Below are 22,070 nucleotides of genomic sequence, written 5' to 3' on the forward strand. Positions count from 1 at the left end.
TCCAAACCTGATAGGAGAAGCACGATCAAGCTGCTTTCAAGCGTTGCAGTCGCACCCGCCGCAGTCAGCCTTACTTTTGGCTCGAGCGCTTCCGCCCAAACCGCCATTCCGGGAATGACGCGCGCCGAAGTACGCCAGCAACTGGTGCAGGCACAGGCCGATGGGCTCTTGCCGGTACCGGAGAACAACTATCCGTTGCCAGCCACGAGAATTGGCCGCAACAAGGAGCTTTACGCAATCGGGTACCAGAACGACCCGGTTAGCGCGACGGCGTTCGCCTCTACGAGCCCGACGGATTGGGGCGTCACGTGTGACTGATGCAAAGGGAAGACCAACGCGCGCCCACGTATGGACTCTCGATGCGTGGGCGCGGGATGGCGCGATGAAGCGCGAACCGGTTAGAACTGGTGGCGAATGGCTACGCGCGTGATGACCTGATTTGCTGTCGTCGAAGGCGAATCTGCACCCGTGATAAACGCCGTGTTGAGCGGCGCCGCTGACGCACTGCCGCCCGCCAGGTGCTGATACATACCCTGCACGTACACGTCAGTACGCGGCGACAGGTTGTAGTCCGCCATCAGTCCAACCTGATGCCACGTCGGCTTCGAATCGCCGGCGGCGCTATTGAAGTGACCGATCGTGTAGTTATACATCGCTCCGACGAACGCATTCTTCAGGAACTGATACTTCGCGTTCAATTCAAAGTTGTCAAACTTCAGGCTGCTTGCCGTATTCGCGAAGTTGCCGACATAGACGGAGCCCGTCGCGTTATTAAGTGCCGTGTGGCTATATACGAAGCCGAGTATCGCAGAGCCGATCGTGTAGTTAATCCCGGCGCCCCACACCTGTTGGCGACTCGCGAAAAAATTCGTGTCGTCGGCTGCAAGCGACCCACCGGAGTTTCCGCCCGGGTTGTTGATCTGCATGTACGCCGCTGCGACTGAAACGTTGGCAGCGACGAATTGGGCGCCGAGACTATACGACCGGTTGTCAGCAAAGCCACCCGCCTGATTGCTAAAACCGTACAGACCGCCAAAAGAAAAGCCGCCGTAGACGTTACTGGTGTACTTCACGCTGTTGTTCAGTCGGAACGAATTGTCCGTGTTGTCGTTGTCGTACGGATGCGACAACAGATAGCCGCCCCAATTGCCGTTCGCCGTAAGCGGGGCGAGATAGTCGACGACTGAATCATACTGACGGCCCATTGTCAGGGTCCCGAGCTTCGTGTTGCTCAAACCGATGTACGCCTGCCGGCCGAACATGCGCGAACTCTGTCCAAGTGCGCCGGAGTTGACGTCGAAGCCATTTTCCAGCTGAAAGAGGGCCTTCGTGCCACCGCCCAGATCTTCGCTGCCTTTCACGCCCCATCGGCTGCCTTGTGCAAAGCCGCTTTCCATCTGCACAGCCGAACCTTGCTTGGTATTGTTCGTATAGTTCAGACCTTCGTCGATCAGGCCATACAGCGTGACGCTGCTTTGCGCCAGCGCGGCCATCGGGACGATCGTGCAACCGATCGCTGCGCCCGTAATGAGGAGTCGCTTCATGAGTGTAGATTCCTAAGGTTTGCTTGAGTACCTCGCCATGATCTAGCTCGCGCGCCGGTGCGCGGAGCCGGGATCTGACGAAAGGTATTTGCACTTTAGGACCTACAAAATACCCGTCCACTGCAGTTCAGTATTGCTGAAATGGTGTTGTGCTGCTCCCACGGGAACGACAGTTTCGCGCTTGTCTTCAGGTGGATTCTGGCGATAACGTTCTACCACGAAATCGACAAAACTGCGGAGCGCCACCGCCATGTACGGTTGTCCGGAATAGAGCACCCACACTGTCCGCGCGTCGCCGCACAATTCGATGTTTTCGAACACTGGCTTTAATGAGCCGTCTGCCAGCTCACCTTGAATGAGCGAGCGCGAAAGCCGGGCGATGCCGAGGCCCGCCTGGACTGCGCGCTTTATGAGCAGTGGGTTTTGCATGCTCAGAATCGGCCGTACCACTACGCGCTGCGTGCCATGCTTGTCACGAAACTCCCAGTAACGACTCGGCGCGTCCGACGCGACCAGCACATCATGCGACGACAGCTCCTCGGGGGTGCGTGGCGGCCGCCGACGTGCGAAGTACACGGGGCTCCCGACAATTACGTCCCGCGTCTGTGCGAGCGGCCGGCAAACCAGCGACGAATCACGCAGGTAGCGCTCGGCGCTGAAGCATACATCGAAGTCTGCCACCGTGACATCGGCCATGTTATCGAATACGGTCAGATGGAACTGCGTACGCTGCTCTTGCACCCGGTACGCCGCTAGTACTTCGGGCAGATCGGTCGAAGCATATAAAGAAGATGCCGCAATACGCAAAGATCCGGCGGGTTGGCCGGCAGCAGCTGCCATGCATTCGTCCATCGCCGCGAGCTGCCTGAGCAGTTCACCACAATGCTCCCGATACAACTGGCCGGCAGGCGTCAGCGACACCCGGCGAGTGGTCCGGTTGACAAGGCGCACGCTGAGATGTTGCTCGAGTACCGCCACGCTGCGAGTGACGACCGAATTCGAGATACCAAGCTGCTTCGCCGCCTCGGCGAAGTTCAGGCAGTCGGCAACCTTGGCGAAAATGCGAACGGAGGCTAATTGATTCATGGAATCGTTTCGCAGCGGTCGGGGGATTTTAGGCTAGCTCGCTCGCGAGCCGTTGGGTAGGAAAGAACAGATTGCCTGCGCATGAACGATGCGCCTCGCTTCACGGCGCGGCCCATTGACCTTACGCTACGTCACACGCATTTCTCCGCCGACAGACCGCGCGGTCTTCCGAAATCGCCGGCTTTGCCGATCCATGTGCGTCCGAGGCGGGCATTGCATGTTTCTTTGTATTCCTTACCCTAATCCTTCTTCACGAGGTCCATCACGTGCGTAGGCGACCTCAACGGGCGCAAGAAGAAAAGCGGAAAGGATTGCTATGTTCAATAAAGTCATCTTCGACTCCACGTTTGACATTCGCGCGCAGACGCAGACATTCCTGGCAGGCTTGTCACTGCACCGTTTCACTGGAAGATTGCGTTGGCGCCGCTGAAACAGGAGATACTTCTTCACCTTTGTGAGTGATCGCATACAGTGCCTTATTGCGTTCAATCGCAGCTTCGCTTGGCGGGTAGTCGTACTTCGGCGTAGGCACCAGACCATCCCGTTGCGCCTCGATGAGTTCCGCGCGAACGTCCGCCCGGGTCTTGCCAGTGGGCTGCGTCTGCGCCAAGGCACTCATCGCGATCGAACACGCAAGGACGCCAATCGCTATATGTGTTGTCTTTTTCACAGTTTTCTCCGAAGTCTCTAAGAATTTGCCAATCGGCCCGTTGATCGGATCTCATCAGGGCATGCCCGACGCAATGCACCGATGAGCCCATTGTCGTCAATTGACGTTGCTCCCAGACTGACAGCCTGATTACGATTTTGATATCTTCTTTCGGTCTTTGGCGATATTGCGGCGTGGGATGATAGCTGCGGCCTCTGCCGCAACAAGGCGTTGAGGTAGGGGGCTGAGCAAGGTCCGCGCTTATGCACTGCAGAGGACAGGGCAGAGGATAATCATGAACCTTGTTGATCCCCCAACAGGCCCGGATCCATGACGGTCTCTGGCGTGGATGCGACGAGGCGCGTCTTCGCCCGGTAGTCGTCGACCGCGCCCCGTCGTGTACTTACCTGACTATCAGTTTCCCCTGAACACCAGTGAAGCGTCAGAAGGATTTGTAATCTTTCCGTCACTTTCGGGGTTCGATTTAGATTCCGTCTGGCTCGAGAGGGGTGACGCAGCGTAAATTTGTTGCAATGTCGTCCGCGGTTGACCGGCACTGCTCAGATTCGGAAGTAACACCGAGGTTTTCAGATGTTTTTCGGTGGGAAAGACTGACGCTTTTAGATGACATTGGGTGGATCTACTGATTCGAGAGCCACGCAAATTTGGCAAAAACATTGGATACCGAAATATCCCGCCTTAACCCGGGATTTGCGTCAGTTTGCAGACGCCTTTAGGTGGAATCACTTATGGATATGTTGATAATACAACGTAAAACGCACCATATACTACACAATTCAATCCTGAACACGACATTAGTACTATAATGTCGTGTTCAGGATTGGCGTGCGGATTATTCAATCGTTAGGTCATTCACAAGCGTCTGTTCGTGACCGGACGCCTGCTGATTCAGCGCTGCAGAAAAAAACTCACGCCTCTGGCTGCGCGCTTATCACGCGCCGCGCGAGCGTCGAATAAGCGAGTGGTTCGAAACGATCGAGCCCATCCTTGACGGCAGGAATGTCGTTATTTCTGGCTTGCTGCTCCATCTGTGCACACGCATTCGCCACCGCGGTCTCCTGAATCATCGCGAAGGAGCCGCGTAGCGAATGAAGATGGGCCAGCACCGTTTTTATATCGACCCGTTCAATGGCGACATACAGCGCCTCGAGCGATTCCTTCAGTGCCTGGCTCATCGCAGCATGGATGGGCTCGGGCAATGGCCCATGCGAAATGTCGAGCCTGGCTGCGGTGTCACTTGCGGGGCGTTTGCCGGCCTCCTTGACCAGCCGCCTCACCGTCGCATCCATGGTGCCAAGCAGGACGGGTTTCAGCAGGACCTCGTCGATTCCGGCCTTCTTGCATCGCGAACGCTCTTCCGCACCCACTTGCGCAGTAATAGCGATGATCGGCACCGTCGCGCTTTGGTCGCGCAGACACCGCGCGAGCGCGTACCCGTCCATCCCTGGCATATTGATGTCGGTCATCACAAGATCATAGTGGCGCTCATTGAAGCGCCGCACTGCCGCCCCGCCACTATCGACGATATCGGCCTCGTATCCCAGCGTAGCAAGTTGCGCGGCGATCAATTCCCGATTTGCAAGCTGATCGTCGACCACAAGAATGTGAATGGCGCGTGTGTCGATCCCGGTGGACTCCCATTTGGCTTTGCTATCGTCTGGGGCGACGACCGGTGTGTCAGTACTCACCGGAATGGGTAACGTCACGACAAAGGTACTGCCGTCATTCAACTCACTCTTCACCTGGATCGTGCCATGCATCAATTCGGTCAGGCGCAGACAGAGGGCAAGTCCGAGTCCTGTTCCGCCATAGCGCCTGGCAATCGACGAATCGGCCTGGGTAAATGCATGAAATAGCGTCTCCTGCTGCTGGGGCGTCATGCCGATGCCGGTGTCGCTCACGCCAATCACGATGGGCGAATCGTCGGCCGTGTCGTCCTTGCGGTAAACCTCGAGCAGTACGTCGCCAGTAGCAGTGAATTTGATCGCATTACTGACCAGATTGACCGCGATCTGCCGGATTCTCGTTGGGTCACCCAGATAGCGCGGCGCGAGCGCATCGTCGATCACGCAGTCGAATTCGAGTCCCTTCGCATGCGCGACGGGTTCGAACATCGCACCCACTTGTCGAATGACATCACCGAGATCGAAACTGATCGACTCGAGCGTCATCTGGCCAGACTCGACCTTCGAAAAATCGAGAATGTCGTTGATGATCCCTAGCAGCGCAGTGGACGACGACGTGATGACCCCTACTCTCTCCTCCTGCGACGGTGACAACGGCGAGCGTCCGAGCAACTCGAGGTTGCCGAGAATGGCATTGAGCGGCGTACGTATTTCGTGGCTCATTATCGCGAGGAACGCAGATTTCGCCTCGTTGGCGGCGTCTGCTGCCGCACGCGCCTCGTCCAGCTTGCGCTCCGTGTTCTTCAGAGTCGTAATGTCGGAAAAACTGCAAAGCAGCACCTCTTTCCCACGATACCTGGTACGCACCATACTCACTAGCAGATCGTCCACGCGGCCGTCGGCAAGTCTGAGCGGCATCTCCAGATCGGACTGCCACGCGGGCGCGTCGGGGCTGCGGTCATAGAGACCGAGCAGGCGGGTGTGCAAGCCTGGTTCATCCGGATGCGTGTTCGCTTCGTAGGTACGCATCAGGTTGCTCTGCAACAGAATATCGCCCTGCTCGAAAGACAGCAGGGCGAATCCCGACGGTGCTGCAGCAACCATCGTGCGGTTCAGGGCTTCACTTTCGAATATTCGCTGCGAACGTTCGTAGTCGGGTTTGAACAGCTTGTGATCGAGCATCAACAGAAGCACCCACATGAAAGCCACGACCAGCAGCATCGCGGCAACGTAAACGGCGAGGCGTGCACCTATGTCACGCAAAATGGTGCGCCACGTGAATGCGTGAACGAGCGTCCAGCCGGAGTCCGTTACCTCCGCACTGGCCATGAACAATCCATTCCGGGAGCGATGGACTCCTCCGGCGGGTTGCATCCCTTGCGTACGGGAATTGAGAATCCGTTGTGTCAGCGCGGCGCCGGTACCCGGCTTGGCTGTGCTGAGGATCACATTGCCGGCGGAATCGAGCAGCAGCGATTGTTCATCGTAGCGCTTCTCCCCGGTAAGCATTTCGATCAGGGGGGCCACGTAGATCTTGCGGACAGCCACGAGGAATATCTTGCCGTCGCTAAAGGCCGGCATGACCAGCCGGATGGCGGGCTGTTCGCTAAAGGGATCGGTGGCTGGCGGAAACCATGTTGCACTCCTGTCCTCACCTAACCGCTTGACCACAGTTGGGTCGGTCAGGTCGCCGATATCCGGTGCAATGCGATCGAGAAGCTCGTGGACGTCTTGCGCGCCGCTCTGCTTGAGCAGATCGCCGGATGCCGGAGCAGGAACAATGCCGAGGAACCGCCGGTCAGGCGAATAGAAATAGCCTGACACGGCACTGGTCTGCACCTTGGCCCAAGGTCCGAGACGATAGTCAAAATCAACACCGAGCGCCAGATACGGCGCGAACTCCGATGCGTGCTGCGACGGACCCACATCGCCGAGCATCATCACCGGGTCGAAATTCCTGTGCCTCTGCAGAACGACTCGTCCATGCTGCGCGGCAAACTCGTCGATGAGGGTCGCGGGTGGAGGAGCCCGCGTGCCCCACGTCGACTCTTCATGCAGGATGGCGGCTCTCAGCGTTCTTTCCCGCTCCAGAAACTCCAGTTGCAGGCGAGTCTGCCGTAGAGCGAAATCGGTATAGCGATCGTCGATGTAGTCCGTGACCGCCGATTTCAGCACGACGCCGGTCAACAGCACCAGCACAAACGAGACAGCGACCCCTGCCCCCATGACGAGCGTCCGCTGATAGCGATTCAGTCTGCTCGGCTCATCAACGCGCGAATCGCCGGTGGGCGGATGAACCACGCGTTCATGCCCGCTGGAATCTATGCTCTTTGACGGCATGGCGGACCTGGATCAGGGACGCAAGGGATGGTTTCAGCATCATACGGCGATTCCGACCGGTTGCGTGTCTGGCGTCGATCGAGCCGCCTGCGGCGGGCAGTCTTTGCGGCTTGCGCCTGCCCTCGGATTGTCTACTGGTGGTTGCCTGTTCGGCGATGCACGACTCAATCCCCTTCAGCGCGCAGTTGCACTCGTCGGCGCAAGCATGGGCGACGGACGTCGCTGGAGTGCCGCCGATACTCGATGAAACACAAAGGGCGCCTCTTTCTACTACCTGTCGCGCGGTCAAGATTTCTGACGTTGCCACGCCGTCCGCAATAACCGGCGGCACCGCCATCTCAAGCGCTGCAGCGCTCAAACACCGGCCAGCTCCGATTCGGACACGACCTATTTTCGCCCCATCTCAAAAATATAGACTGAACCCAGTTAGAGAGATTCAGCACAGGCCAATCCCCGAGTGGCGCAGCAGAATCTGGCCGGTTCTTACGGCGGCCATGAGCTTGCGGGAACGTTATGCCTCCTTTTTGCAGCTGATATTGAACGGCAAAAAACGGCAACGGCAATTTGGCATTAGTTCGCATAACTCAATTCCTTTTCAAACTTTAAACGGAATCATGTAATGAACAAGTCCTATCGCACTATCTGGAATGAAGCCCTTGGGTCGTGGGTGGCAGCCTCCGAGAATGCTGTTGCGGGCGGCAAGCGTAACAAGGCAAAGGTTTGTGCAGTTGTAGCGACTGCGGTTGTGGCCGTAGCCTCGTGGGCGCCGGCAGCGCACGCACAGTACAACGCGGGCGGAGGTGTCGCCAAGGGATTACATTCGATTGCAATTGGCTCAGGGGCAAAGACTGATGGTACGAATGTCAACAGCATAGCTATGGGGTATAACGCTTTCGCAACTTCTGGTACGTCGGCAGGTGCATATAGTGCTACGGCTATCGGCACGAATGCGAACGCAGTCGGCGATGGTGCTGCGGCACTCGGTGATAACGCCAGGGCCATTGCGGACAAGGCGACTGCAATTGGTCGCGATGCAATCGCCAACGCGGTACAGTCAAGCGCAATCGGCGCAGGCGCCGCGGCGAGTGGGGAGGGCTCCACAGCAGTCGGCGCAGAATCCAATGCAAGCGGGGACGGGGCGACAGCACTCGGCCTTCAGGCGAGCGCATCGGCTAGGAACTCAGTCGCTTTGGGGTTTGGCGCACTTAGCACAGGCGACGCTGGCATTGCAATTGGTCAGCTAGCTACTTCGGAAGGGACTGCCTCCATGGCGATGGGTGCATACGCCAATTCGACAGGGAACTACTCAGTTGCGATGGGTCTGCTCGCTGATTCGGCAGGGGATAACTCAGTGGCACTGGGTCATGGCGCCTCTGCATCGGCGGCTAACTCGGTGGCCCTGGGTTCGGGTTCGACCACGACGGCCGACCTTAGCGCAGCAGCTTACAACCCGGGTACGACTGCACTGTCGGGCACGGCCAGCGGCGAAGTGTCGATGGGTTCGTCGGGCAGTGAACGTCGCGTGACGAACGTGGCGGCGGGTTCGGCTGCAACGGATGCAGTGAATGTTAGCCAGTTGCAATCGGAAGCGGCAAAGTCGAACAGCATTGGCGCCAGTGCGGCAGCAGCGCTCGGCGGTGATGCTGTCTATAACTCGACGACCGGCGCGATCAGCGCGCCGAGCTACAGTGTGGGTGGCACCACGGTCAGCAATATCGGTGATGCAATTACCAACATCGACAGCCGTACTACGCTGAACACGACGAACATCGCGACCAACACGACGGCGATCACCAGCATCGACGGCCGCGTGACCAACGTGGAAGGCTCGGTCACGAACCTGACGCAGCAACTGGACGGCGGCAGCGTCGGCCTGGTGCAGCAGGACGCGGCCAGCAAGGCCATCACGGTGGCCAGGGACCTGGACGGCACGACGGTGGACTTCGGTGGCACCGATGGCGTTCGCTCGCTGAGCGGCGTGAAGGCCGGTGCGCTGAGCGACACCAGCACCGAAGCGGTGAACGGTTCGCAGCTGCACGCGACCAACCAGAACGTGACGACCAACACGGCCAGCATTGCGGCCAACACGACGAACGTTGCGGCCAACACGACGGCGATCACCAGCATCGACGGCCGCGTGACCAACGTGGAAGGCTCGGTCACGAACCTGACGCAGCAACTGGACGGCGGCAGCGTCGGCCTGGTGCAGCAGGACGCGGCCAGCAAGGCCATCACGGTGGCCAGGGACCTGGACGGCACGACGGTGGACTTCGGTGGCACCGATGGCGTTCGCTCGCTGAGCGGCGTGAAGGCCGGTGCGCTGAGCGACACCAGCACCGAAGCGGTGAACGGTTCGCAGCTGCACGCGGCCAACCAGAACGTGACGACCAACACGGCCAGCATCGCGGCCAACACGACGAACATCGCGGCCAACGCGACGAACGTTGCGGCCAACACGACGGCGATCACCAGCATCGACGGCCGCGTGACCAACGTGGAAGGCTCGGTCACGAACCTGACGCAGCAACTGGACGGCGGCAGCGTCGGCCTGGTGCAGCAGGACGCGGCCAGCAAGGCCATCACGGTGGCCAGGGACCTGGACGGCACAACGGTGGACTTCGGTGGCACCGATGGCGCTCGCTCGCTTAGCGGCGTGAAGGCCGGTGTGCTGAGCGATACCAGCACCGAAGCGGTGAATGGTTCGCAGCTGCACGCGACCAATCAGAACGTGACGACCAACACGACGAATATCGCCGCCAACACGACGAACGTTGCGGCCAACACGACGGCGATCACCAGCATCGACGGCCGCGTGACCAACGTGGAAGGCTCGGTCACGAACCTGACGCAGCAACTGGACGGCGGCAGCGTCGGCCTGGTGCAGCAGGACGCGACCAGCAAGGCCATCACGGTGGCCAGGGACCTGGACGGCACAACGGTGGACTTCACCGGCGCGAATGGCGTGCGCACGCTGGGCGGCGTGAAGGCCGGTGCGCTGAGCGACACCAGCACCGAAGTGGTGAACGGTTCGCAGCTCTACGCGACCAACCAGGCAATCGCGAACGCGAGTCGCTACTTCAAGGCGGGCGGTCTGGAGGATGGCACGGACGATGCGATCGCGGCAGCCAAGTCGGTTGCGGTCGGTGCGGGCGCATCCGCCAATGTGGGCAGCGCAGCAACCGCTAGCTGGAATAATCCTCTTGTCTCGGGCAACGGCTCCAACACGGATATCAATGGTGTTGCTATCGGAGCTAACGCTCGTGCTTCGCTGGGCGGTATTGCACTTGGCGACACGGCCGTAAGCGATAGTTATTCTGGTGTAGCGCTGGGCGCATACACCGTAGCTGGCTCGCATGGAACCGCGGTCGGCGCAGGCGCGATGGCCCAGGGTACGGATAGTTCTGCGCTGGGGTACAACGCCCTTGCCACGGGAGGAAGTGCAGCGGCAATGGGTAACTTTTCGACTGCCTCGGGCGACAAATCCGCGGCACTTGGCGCGAAGGCGAATGCACAGGCGGCGAATTCGGTGGCGCTGGGTGCAGATTCGATCGCAGACCGCGACGATGCGGTGTCGGTTGGCAACGCGACGCTCAAACGCCAGATCACGAATGTGGCGGCCGGTACGCTGTCGGCTAGCAGCACGGACGCGATGAACGGCAGCCAGCTGTACGGCACGGCATCGAGCGTGGCCCAGGCACTGGGTGGCGGTTCGACCGTGAACGCGGACGGCACGATCAGCGCACCGAGCTACGCCGTGGGCGGCACGACGGTGCATAGCATCAGCGATGCTGTTACCAACATCGACGGCCGTACGACGCAGAACGCGAGTGACATCGCGCAGAACACCGCGAATATCACGAACGTGCAGAACCAACTGGCTGATGGCTCGGTGGGTCTGGTGCAGCAGGACGCGACCACCCGTGACATTACGGTTGCCAAGGACACCGACGGTACGGTGGTGAACATGGCGGGCACGGCGGGCGACCGCACAGTGACAGGCGTGGCCGCAGGCGCGGTGAACGCGTCGAGCGTGGATGCGGTGAACGGCAGCCAGCTGTATGGCACGGCGTCGAGCATGGCCCAGGCACTGGGTGGCGGCTCGACCGTGAACGCGGACGGCACGATCAGCGCACCGAGCTACAGCGTGGGCGGTACGACCCTGCATAGCGTAGGCGATGCCGTCACCAACCTGGATGACCGGGTCACGCAGAACACCACGGACATCACGAAGCTGCAGACCCAGGTGGGCGATGTCGGAACGCAACTGTCGGGCGCGGTGCAGTACGACCGTAACGTTGACGGTTCGGTGAACTTCGGTTCCGTGACGCTGGGTGGAGGCCTGGGCGCGGGTCCGGTGGTCCTGACCAATGTGGCCAACGGCACGAGCCAGTACGACGCGGTGAACTTCGGCCAGCTGTCGGCGTTGCAGGACCAGGTGACGGATCTCAACGGCCAGGTGAAGGATCTCGGTTCCCAGGTGTCGAACATCCAGCCGGTCACCCCGGATGTTTCGTCGTCGGACCGCAACAATGACGCAGTGGCTAACGCGGCGATGCCGGGTACCGGTGCGGGCAGCACGGTGGTCGGGGCAAACGCCAGCGCCGCAGCGGAGAACGCGGTGGCAGTGGGCACCAATGCGGCGGCGACCGGCGTCGACTCGACAGCGATCGGCACGGGCTCGCAGGCTGGCAATTCGAACTCGGTGGCGTTGGGTCAGGGCTCGGTGACGGACCGCGATAACTCGGTGTCGGTGGGTTCAGCGGGTCACGAACGCCAGATCACCAACGTCGCATCGGGTACCGCAGACACGGATGCAGTCAATGTCGGTCAGATGAACAGCTCGGTCGCACAAGGCGTTCAGCAGGCCAACAACTACACCGATCAGCGTATCAACGCGACCAACCAGGCAGTCAACAATCTCGCCAGGAACGCCTACTCGGGAATCGCCGCCGCTACCGCGCTGACGATGATTCCAGAAGTCGATCAAGGCAAGAAACTGTCGTTCGGTATCGCGGCAGCGACTTACAACGGTTATCAGGCGATCGCACTGGGCGGTACTGCTCGTATCAAGGACAACATCAAAGTGAAAGCGGGTGTTGGGATGTCCGCGGGTGGCACGACTGCCGGGATTGGTGCCTCGTATCAGTGGTAAGCGGTTGGCGGGAAAGGGTGCGTGTGCCCTCTCCCGATTTTTCACGATCCCCAGACTTCTTTCGTGGGAACAAAGTGGCAGTTGAACTGCCCTTCTAGAACCTGCCTTGCCCACTTGCCGCACCCAAGGATAGAGTTGCAGTGAACGGGACTCTAGCAGTTAAGTCATTTCGGACAACCTGACGTCGGTTGCCAAGCGGTAACTCGCTTCAATTCCCCCCGCACAAAGAAGGTTGACGGTTTTTCGAGCAGCGCGATGAAAGCGCAGGGTCGCTTCCTGTGTTCATTCTGTGGAAGGAGGACTGTCCGGTGTTTTCTGCGCCGAAGTCACCATTCCATTATCCAACGCATATCGGAACAGATCGACTTCTCGCTCAATGCCGAGCTTTTCCATCGCTTTCATTTTCTGAGTACTGATGGTTTTCTTGCTGCGACTCAGCCGTTCGGCAATTTCGTTTACCGTCAGGCCCGATGCAAAAAGGCGCACAACTTCGGATTCGCGCTGACTCAGGACGTCCGAGGAGCCCCTGCCCCGGCGGTTCCAGTCAATCGACTGGACGATCTCGTTGATGGTCGGCGAATAATATTTGCCGCCATGATGGACGGCATGAACGGCGGGGATAAGGTGGGTGGCAGCGTCGGACTTGCTCACGATGCACATTACACCTTGCGTCACGAGCGCACGTATTACTGCCGGGTTGTCCAGCATCGTCAGCACAACGATCTTGATGTCAGGATACCGGCGCTTTATAAACGAAAACAGAGCAATTCCATCACCGTATTCGCCCGCAGGCATCGCGTAATCGGATACGACAACGTCACATTGCGCGTTCGTGAGAAGCGCGATCAGTTCAGTCGAGTTGCTGGCTTTCCCTACCAGTCGGATCGTGCTCACCTCTGCAAACTCGTGTTCGATACCGATCAGCATCATGGGGTGGTCATCAGCCAGTATGACCCGAATTTCGGAGGCGACCATATTGTCAATGTCATTGAAATAGGACATCACTATGATAGTCACCGTGAGCTATATGCGCTCGGCGGGTTTACCTTCACATAATGCGATCTCGCGCTTCGTTTCAGCGCAATACATGAGGCGTTTAACTCATCGCGTCGACGGATTGGCAGCCAGGTAAGTCGGGATGAACCTCCCCGAAACATCGAATGCGCTACGCGCAACCCTCTTAACCCGTTCTGTCCAGCGCCTCCAGCAATGGACCAAGATAAGCCTCATACGGCTTCCAGCGACCTGTCGAGCTTCCTATAGATCGGCTGACGCACCTGATTAAGACTGGCGGTGCGCACGACGCGACGGTTTTCATGGAAGCGCAGACAAGCGTCATCCCAGGGCAGGTCGAGAAAATTCACCAGACGTCGCGCCTCGCCTTCGAGGTCATCGACGACCGCTTCGTAATTGACCTCGATGAAGCGCCCGGCCGGTAGCGCGCTGCGCCAATGTGCCATGAGCCGCTCGTAGTAACGGGAATACTCGCCGAGTTCGGTCAGCTCGTAAGCGAACGGCTGATCGCCCGCAAACGGTTTCGTGTAGCAGGAAAGACAGGTGTCGACCGGTTTGCGCCGCGCGTGAATGATGCGCGCGCCCGGCAGGACCAGCGGAATCAGCCCGGCACGCAGGAAATTGGCCGGCATCTTGTCGACGAGACGCGAACGGCCCTGTGCAAGCGCCTCGACGCGCTCGAGATAGCACCAGCTGCGTTCCCGGAACATTGATTCAGTCGCAATCGTTTGGCGTCTCTAATACTCGGGGGCGTTGACGCTATGCAGACTACGAGCCTCGCCTCTCGACGTATGCGATTGTTCTGGTTGGCAAGACGGTTGTTCACTTCGACGCGCCGGGGATGGTTGGCGGCCCATTGCCCCGCTTGCGCAGTCGATGCGATGCCGAGTGTCCCGGCCATTGCGACGACGACACTGCCAATCAAGGTTTTGCGACGCGCGGCAATCGAAATCGCGAAGCGATCGCTGCATTCGTTGTGGCGCGCGAAGTAGTATTCTCGCAATGCACGCGGTCGACCGATCATCTGACTTGAGGAGCCGGGCCAATGGAAAGCATCGACATACTTGTCGTGGCGGCATTCGCTTTTGTCGCCAGCCACTTTCTCCTGTCCCATCCGCTGCGGGCGGGTATGGTCCGGGCAATCGGCGAACGGGGCGCCATGGGCGTCTATTCGCTGATTGCGATACTGACGTTCGGCTGGATGGTCATGGCTTACGACAGGACGCCCGTCTCCGATCCGCTATGGCCGGCAGGCAACGCGCTGTGGGCAGTTGTGACCGTGCTCATGCTGATCGCGTCGATCCTTCTGATGGGCTCCCTGATCCGCAACCCGGCGTTGCCCACCGGCGGCCGACCCGCCGCGTTTCCCGACGCGGCGCGCGGCGTGTACGCAGTGACCCGTCACCCAATGATGTGGTCGTTCGCGCTCTGGGGACTGTGCCATATCGCCGTGTTCCCGGTCACCCGGAACATCGTGCTTGCCGGGGCGATCATCATCCTCGCGCTGGTCGGTGCCGCGCTACAGGACCGCAAGAAACGGCGGCTGCAACCCGATCTGTGGCCCGCATGGGAATCGAAGACGAGCTATCTGCCGTTCGCGGCGATCGCCGCCGGCCGCGCGCGGCTGGGCGGGTTCGGCATGCACGCGCTGGTGGGCGGCGTCGTTTTCTGGCTCGTCGCGACCTGGGCGCATATCCCGCTCTCCGGTTGGCCCGCGGGCATCTGGCGCTGGCTCTAGCCGGCAGATTCCACGAGATCTGTTCTCGTGGCGCAAGACTCTTTGTCCACGGTGTGTGTTCGAATTCGCGGCGGATGCGCCTACAGTGCCCTCCATCGGGTCCATCGATTCGAACGGCCAGCAGGCCAGATCAATCACACTGTGAGACAAACCATGAGCACTTCCAAAGTCGTCATCGTCACTGGCGCATCGCAAGGCATCGGCGCTGAAACCGTCAAAGCCTTCCGCGCGCAGGGTCATCGCGTCGTCGCCACGGCTCGTTCCATCGCACCGGCCGTCGAGGCCGACTATGTCGCTGTGGCCGGCGACATCGGCAACGCCGCTACCGCCCGCCGCGTCGTCGACGCTGCCATCGAGCACTTCGGACGCGTCGATACGCTCGTCAACAACGCGGGCATCTTCATCGCGAAGCCGTTCACGCAGTACACCGCCGAAGACTACGCGGCAATCCTGAGCGTCAACCTGAACGGCTTCTTTTACATTACCAAGTACGCGATCGACGCGATGCAGAAGCACGGCAGCGGTCACGTGGTCAGCATTACCACGACGCTCGCCGAAAAGGCGAACAGCAAGGTTCCGTCGGTGCTCGCGTCGTTGACGAAGGGCGGCCTGAATGCCGCGACGCGTTCGCTCGCCATCGAATATGCGCGCGCCGGTATCCGCGCCAACGCGGTGTCGCCCGACATCATCAAGTCGCCGATGCATCCCGCCGAATCACACGCGACGCTCGCCGGGATGCATCTTTGGCGACATCGATGAATGCGTCGGATAATTTACGGCTTTTCTCCTTGCCGTTCGCGCCGAGCACGACGGTCAACGCCTTGCCGCTTTCGCACAGCGACGTGAAACGGTCGTTACCCGACGGATTGGCGAGCACGCAGCCGTCCGTGTCGATTTCGGCCGTGACCTGATGCGTGGCCGTGTTGACCACGGTGACCGATGTCGCGGGCGTGATGTTCGACACGTAGAGCCACCTGCCCTCTTTGGACATCGAAGTGTTGTACGGCGACGGCACGCTTTGCGCGTGCTTCGGCGGAATCGCGACTTCGCCGGTGATCTGCAGTGTCGTGTTGTCGGTCGTTTCGACGTCGTCGGTACGCCCGCCGTGCGAGCCGCGCGCGAAGTAAGTCGTCGCGACGTAGCTCGTCTTGTGGTCGGGGCTGATCGCGAGACCCGGCGCGAAGCCGGCATCGATCTGGCCGAGCAGGCGGTTGCTGTCGGCGTCGATCACGTACGTGCGCGCGTCCGTCATCGAACGGAAGTTCACGTCCATGACGTACACCTGATGCGGGCTTTACGCCGGCATCTTCGCGATCGTCAGGTCTTCTGCTTGTTCGACTGCGAGTACCTGAGTCGATATCGCGACGCTGCTCGCCATCAGCAGCGCCCATCTCCGTTTTCTTTGCAAGGCGAATCACCGCGAAGTGATGCCGCGGCAGCTCGCCGTTGAAACGCGGGTCGGCGCATCACGGCATACGGTTTGCCGATATTGGAGGTTGCGGGGACGCATGCGCCGCGAGCAGCTGCTGATGGCGTGCTTCGGTGGCGTCGTCGGCGGGGAACATGCATTCGATGCGCAACTCCTGCGCGGCCACGTTTTGCGGTGTGCCCACGGTCGTGACCATCGAGAAATAGCGCAGCACCACGCCCTCGCTGATGAAGCCGAGCGGAACCATCGGCAGCGTCGCGGGTGTCGTGGACGAGCCATGATGCGTCTTCCAGTCGCGCGGCACGTCGGGATACGCAAGCAGTTCATCGAGTAGACGCTTCGTGTTGGCGCCGATTACATGACCGACCGACTCGCGATACACGCGTTGCAACAGACTTCGCGCGACCTCCTCCCACTCGGCGACGAACGGACGCATGCCATGTGGATCGAAGATCAGATGCAGCATGTTGCGCCGGGCCTTCGCGCGCGGTCATGTCGATGAAGCAGTTGAAGAAGCGCGGGGCCGCGTCGTTGGTCATCAGCACGTTCCAGTCGCGGTCCATCACGAGCGCCGGAAACGGCTCATGCTGACGCACGACCCGTTCGAGCGCGCGAACCACGCCGTGCATTTCCTGCGCATTCCACGGTGCTTCCGAATAGATCGGTGCATAACCCGCCGCAAGCAGCAGCGCATTGCGCTCGCGCAGCGGCACGTCGAGGGTCTGCGCAAGCGTCAGCAGCGTGTCGCGGCCCGGCACGCTGCGCCCGCTTTCGATGAAGCTGATCTGCCGCTGCGAGATGCCGGCCTCGAGCGACAGATCGAGCTGACTCACGCCACGCACGTCACGCCAATAGCGCAACAGACTGCCGAGATCGCCAGGCTGCACTTTCGGATCGTGACTCGTGACGTTCATGGTGTTGCCCTCCTGTTGATGCCTGAACGGGATCGCTTCAGCGCGCGGGCGCGTGCCACGCGAATTCGGCGAACTGCGTTTCGAGCGGCGGCTCGGTCACGCTGCCGGTGTAGTTCGTGATCGTCGACGCGGCGACCACCGCAACCACCTCGAGAATCTGCTCCGCGCTGAAACCTGCCGCGAGAAAGCGTTGCCGGTCCTCATCGGCGAGGCGGCCGCGTTTTTCGATCAGCGTGCGCGCGAGCGTCGACAGCGCCGCGAGCCTCGTGTCGTCGGGCAGACCGCCGTGGCGGATCGCCTCGACATCGGCGCGACGCAGGCCCGCGTTCATGCCGAGCGCGGTATGAAACGCAACCGCCCATTCGCTCGCGTTCGTCACCGCGTTGGTGAGCAGCAGCGTCTGGATCTCCGGTTCCGTCAGACTGCTCGCATGCACGCGCTCGAACAGGCCGATGAAGCCGTTGATCAGCACCGGCGAAGCCGCCATCTTGGCCGCGATGTTCGGAATCAGGCCGAACGCCTGCTGCAGTTTGCGGAGCACGGGTTTCGATTGCTCGGGAGCGGACTCGATCGTGTGAACGGGATAGCTGGACATGGTATCTCCTTGACGTGTGCGCCATCGGAGCGACGGCGCGGTAGTCGAAGAGTAGAGGCAGCCGCGCGGCTCGCCAATTACATCGGATGTCATCGCCATCAACCACGCGGCGGCGGCTTCTTTCTGGCGAGCCGCCTGGACGCGGACTATCATTTTGGAGTTTGTTCCCCTCTTGTCCCGTTCGTCACTGGAAAGGAAGAACATCATGCCCACGATGAAAGCAGTCGAAGTGAAGCAGGCCGGCGGCCCGCTCGAACTGGTCGAACGCGAAGTGCCCGAGGCGGGCGCGGGTCATGTGCGTATCAGAATTCAGGCTTGCGGCATCTGCCATAGCGATGCGATGACCAAGGAAGGCCTGTGGCCGGGCCTGGCCTATCCGCGTGTGCCCGGTCACGAGATCGCGGGCGTGATCGATTCGGTCGGTGCGGGTGTCGAGGGCTGGCAGGACGGGCAGCGTGTCGGGGTCGGCTGGCACGGCGGGCATTGCGGCAAATGCGAACACTGCCGCCAGGGCGACTTCGTGCTGTGCAAGTTCGCCCTCATCCCCGGCATCAGCTACGACGGCGGCTACGCCGAATACATGGTGGCCCCGGTCGAAGCCCTGGCGCGCATTCCCGACGATCTGTCCGACGTCGATGCCGCGCCGCTGCTCTGCGCGGGCATCACGACGTTCAACGCGATACGCAATAGCGGCGCGCGCGCCGGTGACGTGGTCGCGATTCTCGGGATCGGCGGCCTCGGTCATCTCGGCGTGCAGTTCGCGCGCAAGATGGGCTTTCGCACGGTGGCGATCGCGCGCGGTCAGGACAAGGCCCCGCTCGCGCAGCAACTGGGGGCGCATCACTACATCGACAGCAAAACGGAAAACGTCGCCGAGAAACTGCAGGCACTGGGCGGCGCGAAGCTGATACTCGCCACGGTGACGAGCGGCAAGGCGATGACCGCGACGCTCGGCGGTCTCGGCCTGAACGGCAAGCTCGTGATGGTCGGCGTGTCCGAAGAGCCGGTCGAAGTGCCGATCGTGCAGTTCATCATGGGACGCAACTCGGTGCAAGGCTGGCCCTCCGGCACCTCGGCCGATTCGCAGGACACGCTCGCGTTCAGCGCGCTCACCGGTGTCAAGCCGATGATCGAAGAGTATCCGCTCGCCGAGGCAGCGCAGGCCTTCGACCGGATGATGAGCGGTCACGCGCGTTTCAGGGTGGTGTTGAAGATGGTCTGAGTGGTTGCCTCCGGCGGAGGCAATGGAGATTGTATGACCATACTGGTTACGGGCAGCACGGGTGTCATCGGCACCCGGTGCTCGAACATCTGAAAGGCGGCGGCGCGGAAGCAGTGACGAGGCGAAGAAAAAGCGCGCCTGCCGGCATCCCGGCAAGCGCGCTCGATGACTTCGCAAATCCACCTTCAAAAACTGCGTCGACGTGGCAAAGAACCACTCGCCAGCACTGGCTGGATCAAGCCAGATCGAAACGATCCAGATTCATCACCTTGACCCACGCGGCAACGAAGTCGCGCACGAATTTCTCCTTGCCGTCCTCGCTCGCGTAGACCTCGCTCAAGGCGCGCAGCACCGAGTTCGAGCCGAACACCAGATCGACGCGCGTACCGGTCCACTTGACCTCGCCGCTCTTCGTGTCGGCACCTTCGAACGTTTCCGCGGCCTCCGACACCGGCGTCCATTCCGTACCCATGTCGAGCAGGTTACGGAAGAAGTCGTTGGACAGCGTTTCCGGCTTGCTCGTCAGCACACCATCGCTGCCGGCGCCCACCTTCAGCACGCGCAGGCCGCCGATCAGCACCGTCATCTCGGGCGCCGTCAACGTCAGCTGTTGCGCCTTGTCGATCAGCAGCTTCTCCGCCGCCACCGGAAACTTGCCGCCCAGATAGTTGCGGAAGCCGTCGTGGACCGGCTCCAGCACCGCGATCGCTTCGACGTCGGTCTGCTCCTGCGACGCATCCATGCGACCCGGCGAGAACGGCACCGTCACCTGCTGCCCGGCGTTCTTCGCGGCCTGCTCGATACCGGCGCCACCCGCCAGCACGATCAGGTCGGCAAGCGAAATCTTCTTGCCGCCGGACTGCGCACCGTTGAACTCGCTCTGGATGCCTTCGAGCACCTTCAGCACCTTCGCGAGCTCAGCGGGCTGGTTGATGGCCCAGTCCTTCTGCGGTGCGAGCCGGATGCGCGCGCCGTTGGCGCCGCCGCGCTTGTCCGAGCCGCGGAACGTCGAGGCCGAGGCCCACGCGGTCGTGACCAGCTGCGACACCGACAGCCCCGACGCGAGGATCTTCTGCTTCAGCGCCGCGACGTCCTTGTCGTCGACGAGCGGGTGATCGACGGCCGGAATCGGGTCCTGCCACAGCAGTTGCTCCGACGGCACTTCCGGGCCAAGATAGCGGGCGCGCGGACCCATGTCGCGGTGCGTCAGCTTGAACCACGCGCGCGCGAACGCGTCGGCGAACTCGTCGGGGTTGGCCATGAAGCGCCGCGAGATCTTTTCGTAGATCGGGTCGAGGCGGAGCGACAGGTCGGTCGTCAGCATCGTCGGCAGCACTTTCTTCGACGGGTCGTGCGCGTGCGGATACGTGGCCTGCGCGTCCTTCGCGACCCACTGGTTCGCACCCGCCGGGCTCTTCGTCAGCTCCCACTCGTGGCCGAACAGGCTCTGGAAGTAGCTCATGTCCCACTGCGTCGGCGTCGCGGTCCACGTGACTTCGATTCCGCTCGAGATCGTATCGCCGCCCTTGCCGGTGCCGAAGCTGCTGCGCCAGCCGAGCCCCTGGTTCTCGAGGCCAGCACTTTCCGGTACAGGGCCGACGCTATCGGCAGGACCCGCGCCGTGCGTCTTGCCGAACGTGTGGCCTCCGGCGATCAGCGCGACCGTTTCCTCGTCGTTCATCGCCATGCGGCCGAACGTTTCGCGGATGTCGACTGCCGCGGCGAGCGGATCGGGATTGCCGTCCGGGCCTTCCGGATTCACGTAGATCAGGCCCATCTGCACCGCGCCGAGCGGGTTTTCGAGGTTGCGTCCGGGCGGATCGGTGCGGCTCTTCTCAGTGCCGTGCAATTCCTCGTCGGCGACGATCACGCCTTCGTCGCTTTCCCTGCCGGCCGCGCCCTTGCCGTAGCGCACGTCGCCGCCGAGCCAGGTCTTTTCATTGCCCCAGTAGACGTCCTGATCCGGTTCCCACGTGTCCTCGCGGCCGCCGCCGAAACCAAAAGTCTTGAAGCCCATCGTTTCGAGCGCGACATTGCCGCTCAGGATCATCAGGTCGGCCCACGAAATTTTCTGGCCGTACTTCTGCTTGATCGGCCACAGCAGTCGGCGCGCCTTGTCGAGGCTCACGTTGTCCGGCCAGCTGTTGAGCGGCGCGAAACGTTGCTGGCCGCGCCCTGCGCCGCCGCGGCCGTCGCCGATGCGGTACGTGCCGGCGCTATGCCATGCCATACGGATCAACAGCGGACCGTAGTGGCCGAAGTCCGCGGGCCACCAGGGCTGCGAATCGGTCATCAGCGCGGCGAGGTCTTTCTTGACCGCGGTGTAGTCGAGGCTCTTGAACGCCTCGGCATAGTTGAAGTCTTTGTCTAGCGGATTGGAGCGGTTCGAATGCTGGTTGAGCAGGTCGAGGCGCAATTGCTTCGGCCACCAGTCTCGATTGGTCGTCCCGCCGCCGGCGGTATGGATGAACGGGCACTTTGCTTCGTTTGACATGCGTTCTCTCCTTTGGAGGATGTCTCCGTTGTCGATCGGAGTCGGTGCCTCGGCACTTTCTCCAATCCCATGCAAGGTACTTGTTATGCGTTTGTCATCGTGTCAGGCTTGCGTGGCAATTTGACGATCCGAAAACCCGACGGTCAGCCGAATGACTCGGCAGTGCACTCATGAAATCCAGGGTCGAGTGAAACGTAGCCGTTTCTGTAACGGATGACTCCGGTCGGCGCGCCACTCCTATTCGAAT

At 61.0% G+C, this 22,070-nt stretch carries 11 protein-coding genes and 5 pseudogenes; 6 read left to right on the forward strand and 10 right to left on the reverse strand.

From position 1 onward, the window contains the following. The first annotated feature begins 30 nt into the window (after positions 1-30). Positions 31-318, forward strand: a complete 288-nt coding sequence (locus OKW41_RS31825; RefSeq protein WP_429576516.1) for a DUF4148 domain-containing protein — start codon at positions 31-33, stop codon at positions 316-318. Between the two features lie 80 nt (positions 319-398). Here OKW41_RS31825 and OKW41_RS31830 read toward each other — a convergent pair whose 3' ends face one another. The 4 genes from OKW41_RS31830 to OKW41_RS31845 form a co-directional block, all read right to left on the reverse strand. Continuing rightward, positions 399-1,544, reverse strand: coding sequence for a porin (locus OKW41_RS31830; RefSeq protein ID WP_429450026.1), 1,146 nt, complete (start codon positions 1,542-1,544; stop codon positions 399-401). Between the two features lie 102 nt (positions 1,545-1,646). Beyond that, on the reverse strand, positions 1,647-2,630 hold the full coding sequence (locus OKW41_RS31835) for a LysR family transcriptional regulator (RefSeq protein WP_429450028.1): 984 nt from the start codon (positions 2,628-2,630) through the stop codon (positions 1,647-1,649). Positions 2,631-3,018: 388 nt separating this feature from the next. After that, positions 3,019-3,300, reverse strand: a complete 282-nt coding sequence (locus OKW41_RS31840; protein WP_429573965.1) for a DUF4148 domain-containing protein — start codon at positions 3,298-3,300, stop codon at positions 3,019-3,021. Between the two features lie 908 nt (positions 3,301-4,208). Next, positions 4,209-7,265 carry an ATP-binding protein gene (locus OKW41_RS31845; RefSeq protein ID WP_429450032.1) on the reverse strand — a complete coding sequence of 1,019 codons (3,057 nt, stop codon included), beginning with the start codon at positions 7,263-7,265 and terminating at the stop codon, positions 4,209-4,211. Between the two features lie 619 nt (positions 7,266-7,884). Here OKW41_RS31845 and OKW41_RS31850 point away from each other — a divergent pair. Together OKW41_RS31850 and OKW41_RS31855 are read left to right on the forward strand one after the other, a co-directional pair. Then, positions 7,885-8,496, forward strand: a pseudogene (locus tag OKW41_RS31850) (ESPR-type extended signal peptide-containing protein); the annotation flags it as partial. Then, complete coding sequence (locus OKW41_RS31855) at positions 8,497-12,417, forward strand: YadA-like family protein (RefSeq protein ID WP_429576517.1); 3,921 nt, start codon at positions 8,497-8,499, stop codon at positions 12,415-12,417. It abuts the pseudogene before it with no gap. A gap of 282 nt (positions 12,418-12,699) precedes the next feature. Here the strand turns inward: OKW41_RS31855 and OKW41_RS31860 are convergent, their stop codons facing one another. Beyond that, entirely contained in the window at positions 12,700-13,419 is a 720-nt protein-coding gene (locus OKW41_RS31860; protein WP_429450034.1) for a response regulator, read from the reverse strand. 178 nt (positions 13,420-13,597) lie between these two features. Continuing rightward, a pseudogene (locus tag OKW41_RS31865) lies at positions 13,598-14,117 on the reverse strand (sulfotransferase family protein); the annotation flags it as partial. Between the two features lie 359 nt (positions 14,118-14,476). Between OKW41_RS31865 and OKW41_RS31870 the strand changes: the two are divergent. Together OKW41_RS31870 and OKW41_RS31875 are read left to right on the forward strand one after the other, a co-directional pair. Further along, positions 14,477-15,169 carry an NnrU family protein gene (locus OKW41_RS31870; protein ID WP_429575105.1) on the forward strand — a complete coding sequence of 231 codons (693 nt, stop codon included), beginning with the start codon at positions 14,477-14,479 and terminating at the stop codon, positions 15,167-15,169. Positions 15,170-15,322: 153 nt separating this feature from the next. Next, a pseudogene (locus tag OKW41_RS31875) lies at positions 15,323-15,910 on the forward strand (SDR family NAD(P)-dependent oxidoreductase); the annotation flags it as partial. On the opposite strand, the pseudogene OKW41_RS31880 reads toward OKW41_RS31875, so the two are convergent. The 3 genes and pseudogenes from OKW41_RS31880 to OKW41_RS31890 form a co-directional block, all read right to left on the reverse strand. After that, positions 15,909-16,547: pseudogene (locus OKW41_RS31880) on the reverse strand (amine dehydrogenase large subunit); the annotation flags it as partial. The pseudogenes OKW41_RS31875 and OKW41_RS31880 overlap by 2 nt on opposite strands. Positions 16,548-16,635: 88 nt before the next feature. Further along, a pseudogene (locus OKW41_RS31885) lies at positions 16,636-17,512 on the reverse strand (helix-turn-helix domain-containing protein). A 37-nt stretch (positions 17,513-17,549) separates the two neighbouring features. Beyond that, positions 17,550-18,107 (reverse strand): carboxymuconolactone decarboxylase family protein, encoded by a 558-nt coding sequence (locus OKW41_RS31890; protein WP_429575106.1) that lies wholly within the window; start codon positions 18,105-18,107, stop codon positions 17,550-17,552. A 205-nt stretch (positions 18,108-18,312) separates the two neighbouring features. On the opposite strand from OKW41_RS31890, the gene OKW41_RS31895 reads away from it, so the two are divergent. After that, the gene (locus OKW41_RS31895) at positions 18,313-19,329 is read left to right on the forward strand and encodes an alcohol dehydrogenase (protein WP_429575107.1); all 1,017 of its coding nucleotides are present in this window, start codon (positions 18,313-18,315) and stop codon (positions 19,327-19,329) included. A gap of 235 nt (positions 19,330-19,564) precedes the next feature. Here the strand turns inward: OKW41_RS31895 and katG are convergent, their stop codons facing one another. After that, complete coding sequence (gene katG / locus OKW41_RS31900) at positions 19,565-21,823, reverse strand: catalase/peroxidase HPI (RefSeq protein ID WP_429575108.1); 2,259 nt, start codon at positions 21,821-21,823, stop codon at positions 19,565-19,567. Between the last annotated feature and the right edge of the window lie 247 nt (positions 21,824-22,070).

Origin of the sequence: Paraburkholderia sp. UCT70 (assembly GCF_050434085.1) — a bacterium.
GTDB classification, from domain to species: domain Bacteria; phylum Pseudomonadota; class Gammaproteobacteria; order Burkholderiales; family Burkholderiaceae; genus Paraburkholderia; species Paraburkholderia tuberum.

What these genes read in the sequence shown, in the direction of transcription:
- OKW41_RS31890 (WP_429575106.1), bottom strand. Translation starts at nt 18,107, where the DNA reads ATGTCCAGCTATCCCGTTCACACGATCGAGTCCGCTCCCGAGCAATCG.
- OKW41_RS31860 (WP_429450034.1), bottom strand. Translation starts at nt 13,419, where the DNA reads ATGTCCTATTTCAATGACATTGACAATATGGTCGCCTCCGAAATTCGG.
- OKW41_RS31895 (WP_429575107.1), top strand. Translation starts at nt 18,313, where the DNA reads ATGCCCACGATGAAAGCAGTCGAAGTGAAGCAGGCCGGCGGCCCGCTC.
- OKW41_RS31870 (WP_429575105.1), top strand. Translation starts at nt 14,477, where the DNA reads ATGGAAAGCATCGACATACTTGTCGTGGCGGCATTCGCTTTTGTCGCC.
- OKW41_RS31830 (WP_429450026.1), bottom strand. Translation starts at nt 1,544, where the DNA reads ATGAAGCGACTCCTCATTACGGGCGCAGCGATCGGTTGCACGATCGTC.
- katG (WP_429575108.1), bottom strand. Translation starts at nt 21,823, where the DNA reads ATGTCAAACGAAGCAAAGTGCCCGTTCATCCATACCGCCGGCGGCGGG.
- OKW41_RS31845 (WP_429450032.1), bottom strand. Translation starts at nt 7,265, where the DNA reads ATGCCGTCAAAGAGCATAGATTCCAGCGGGCATGAACGCGTGGTTCAT.
- OKW41_RS31835 (WP_429450028.1), bottom strand. Translation starts at nt 2,630, where the DNA reads ATGAATCAATTAGCCTCCGTTCGCATTTTCGCCAAGGTTGCCGACTGC.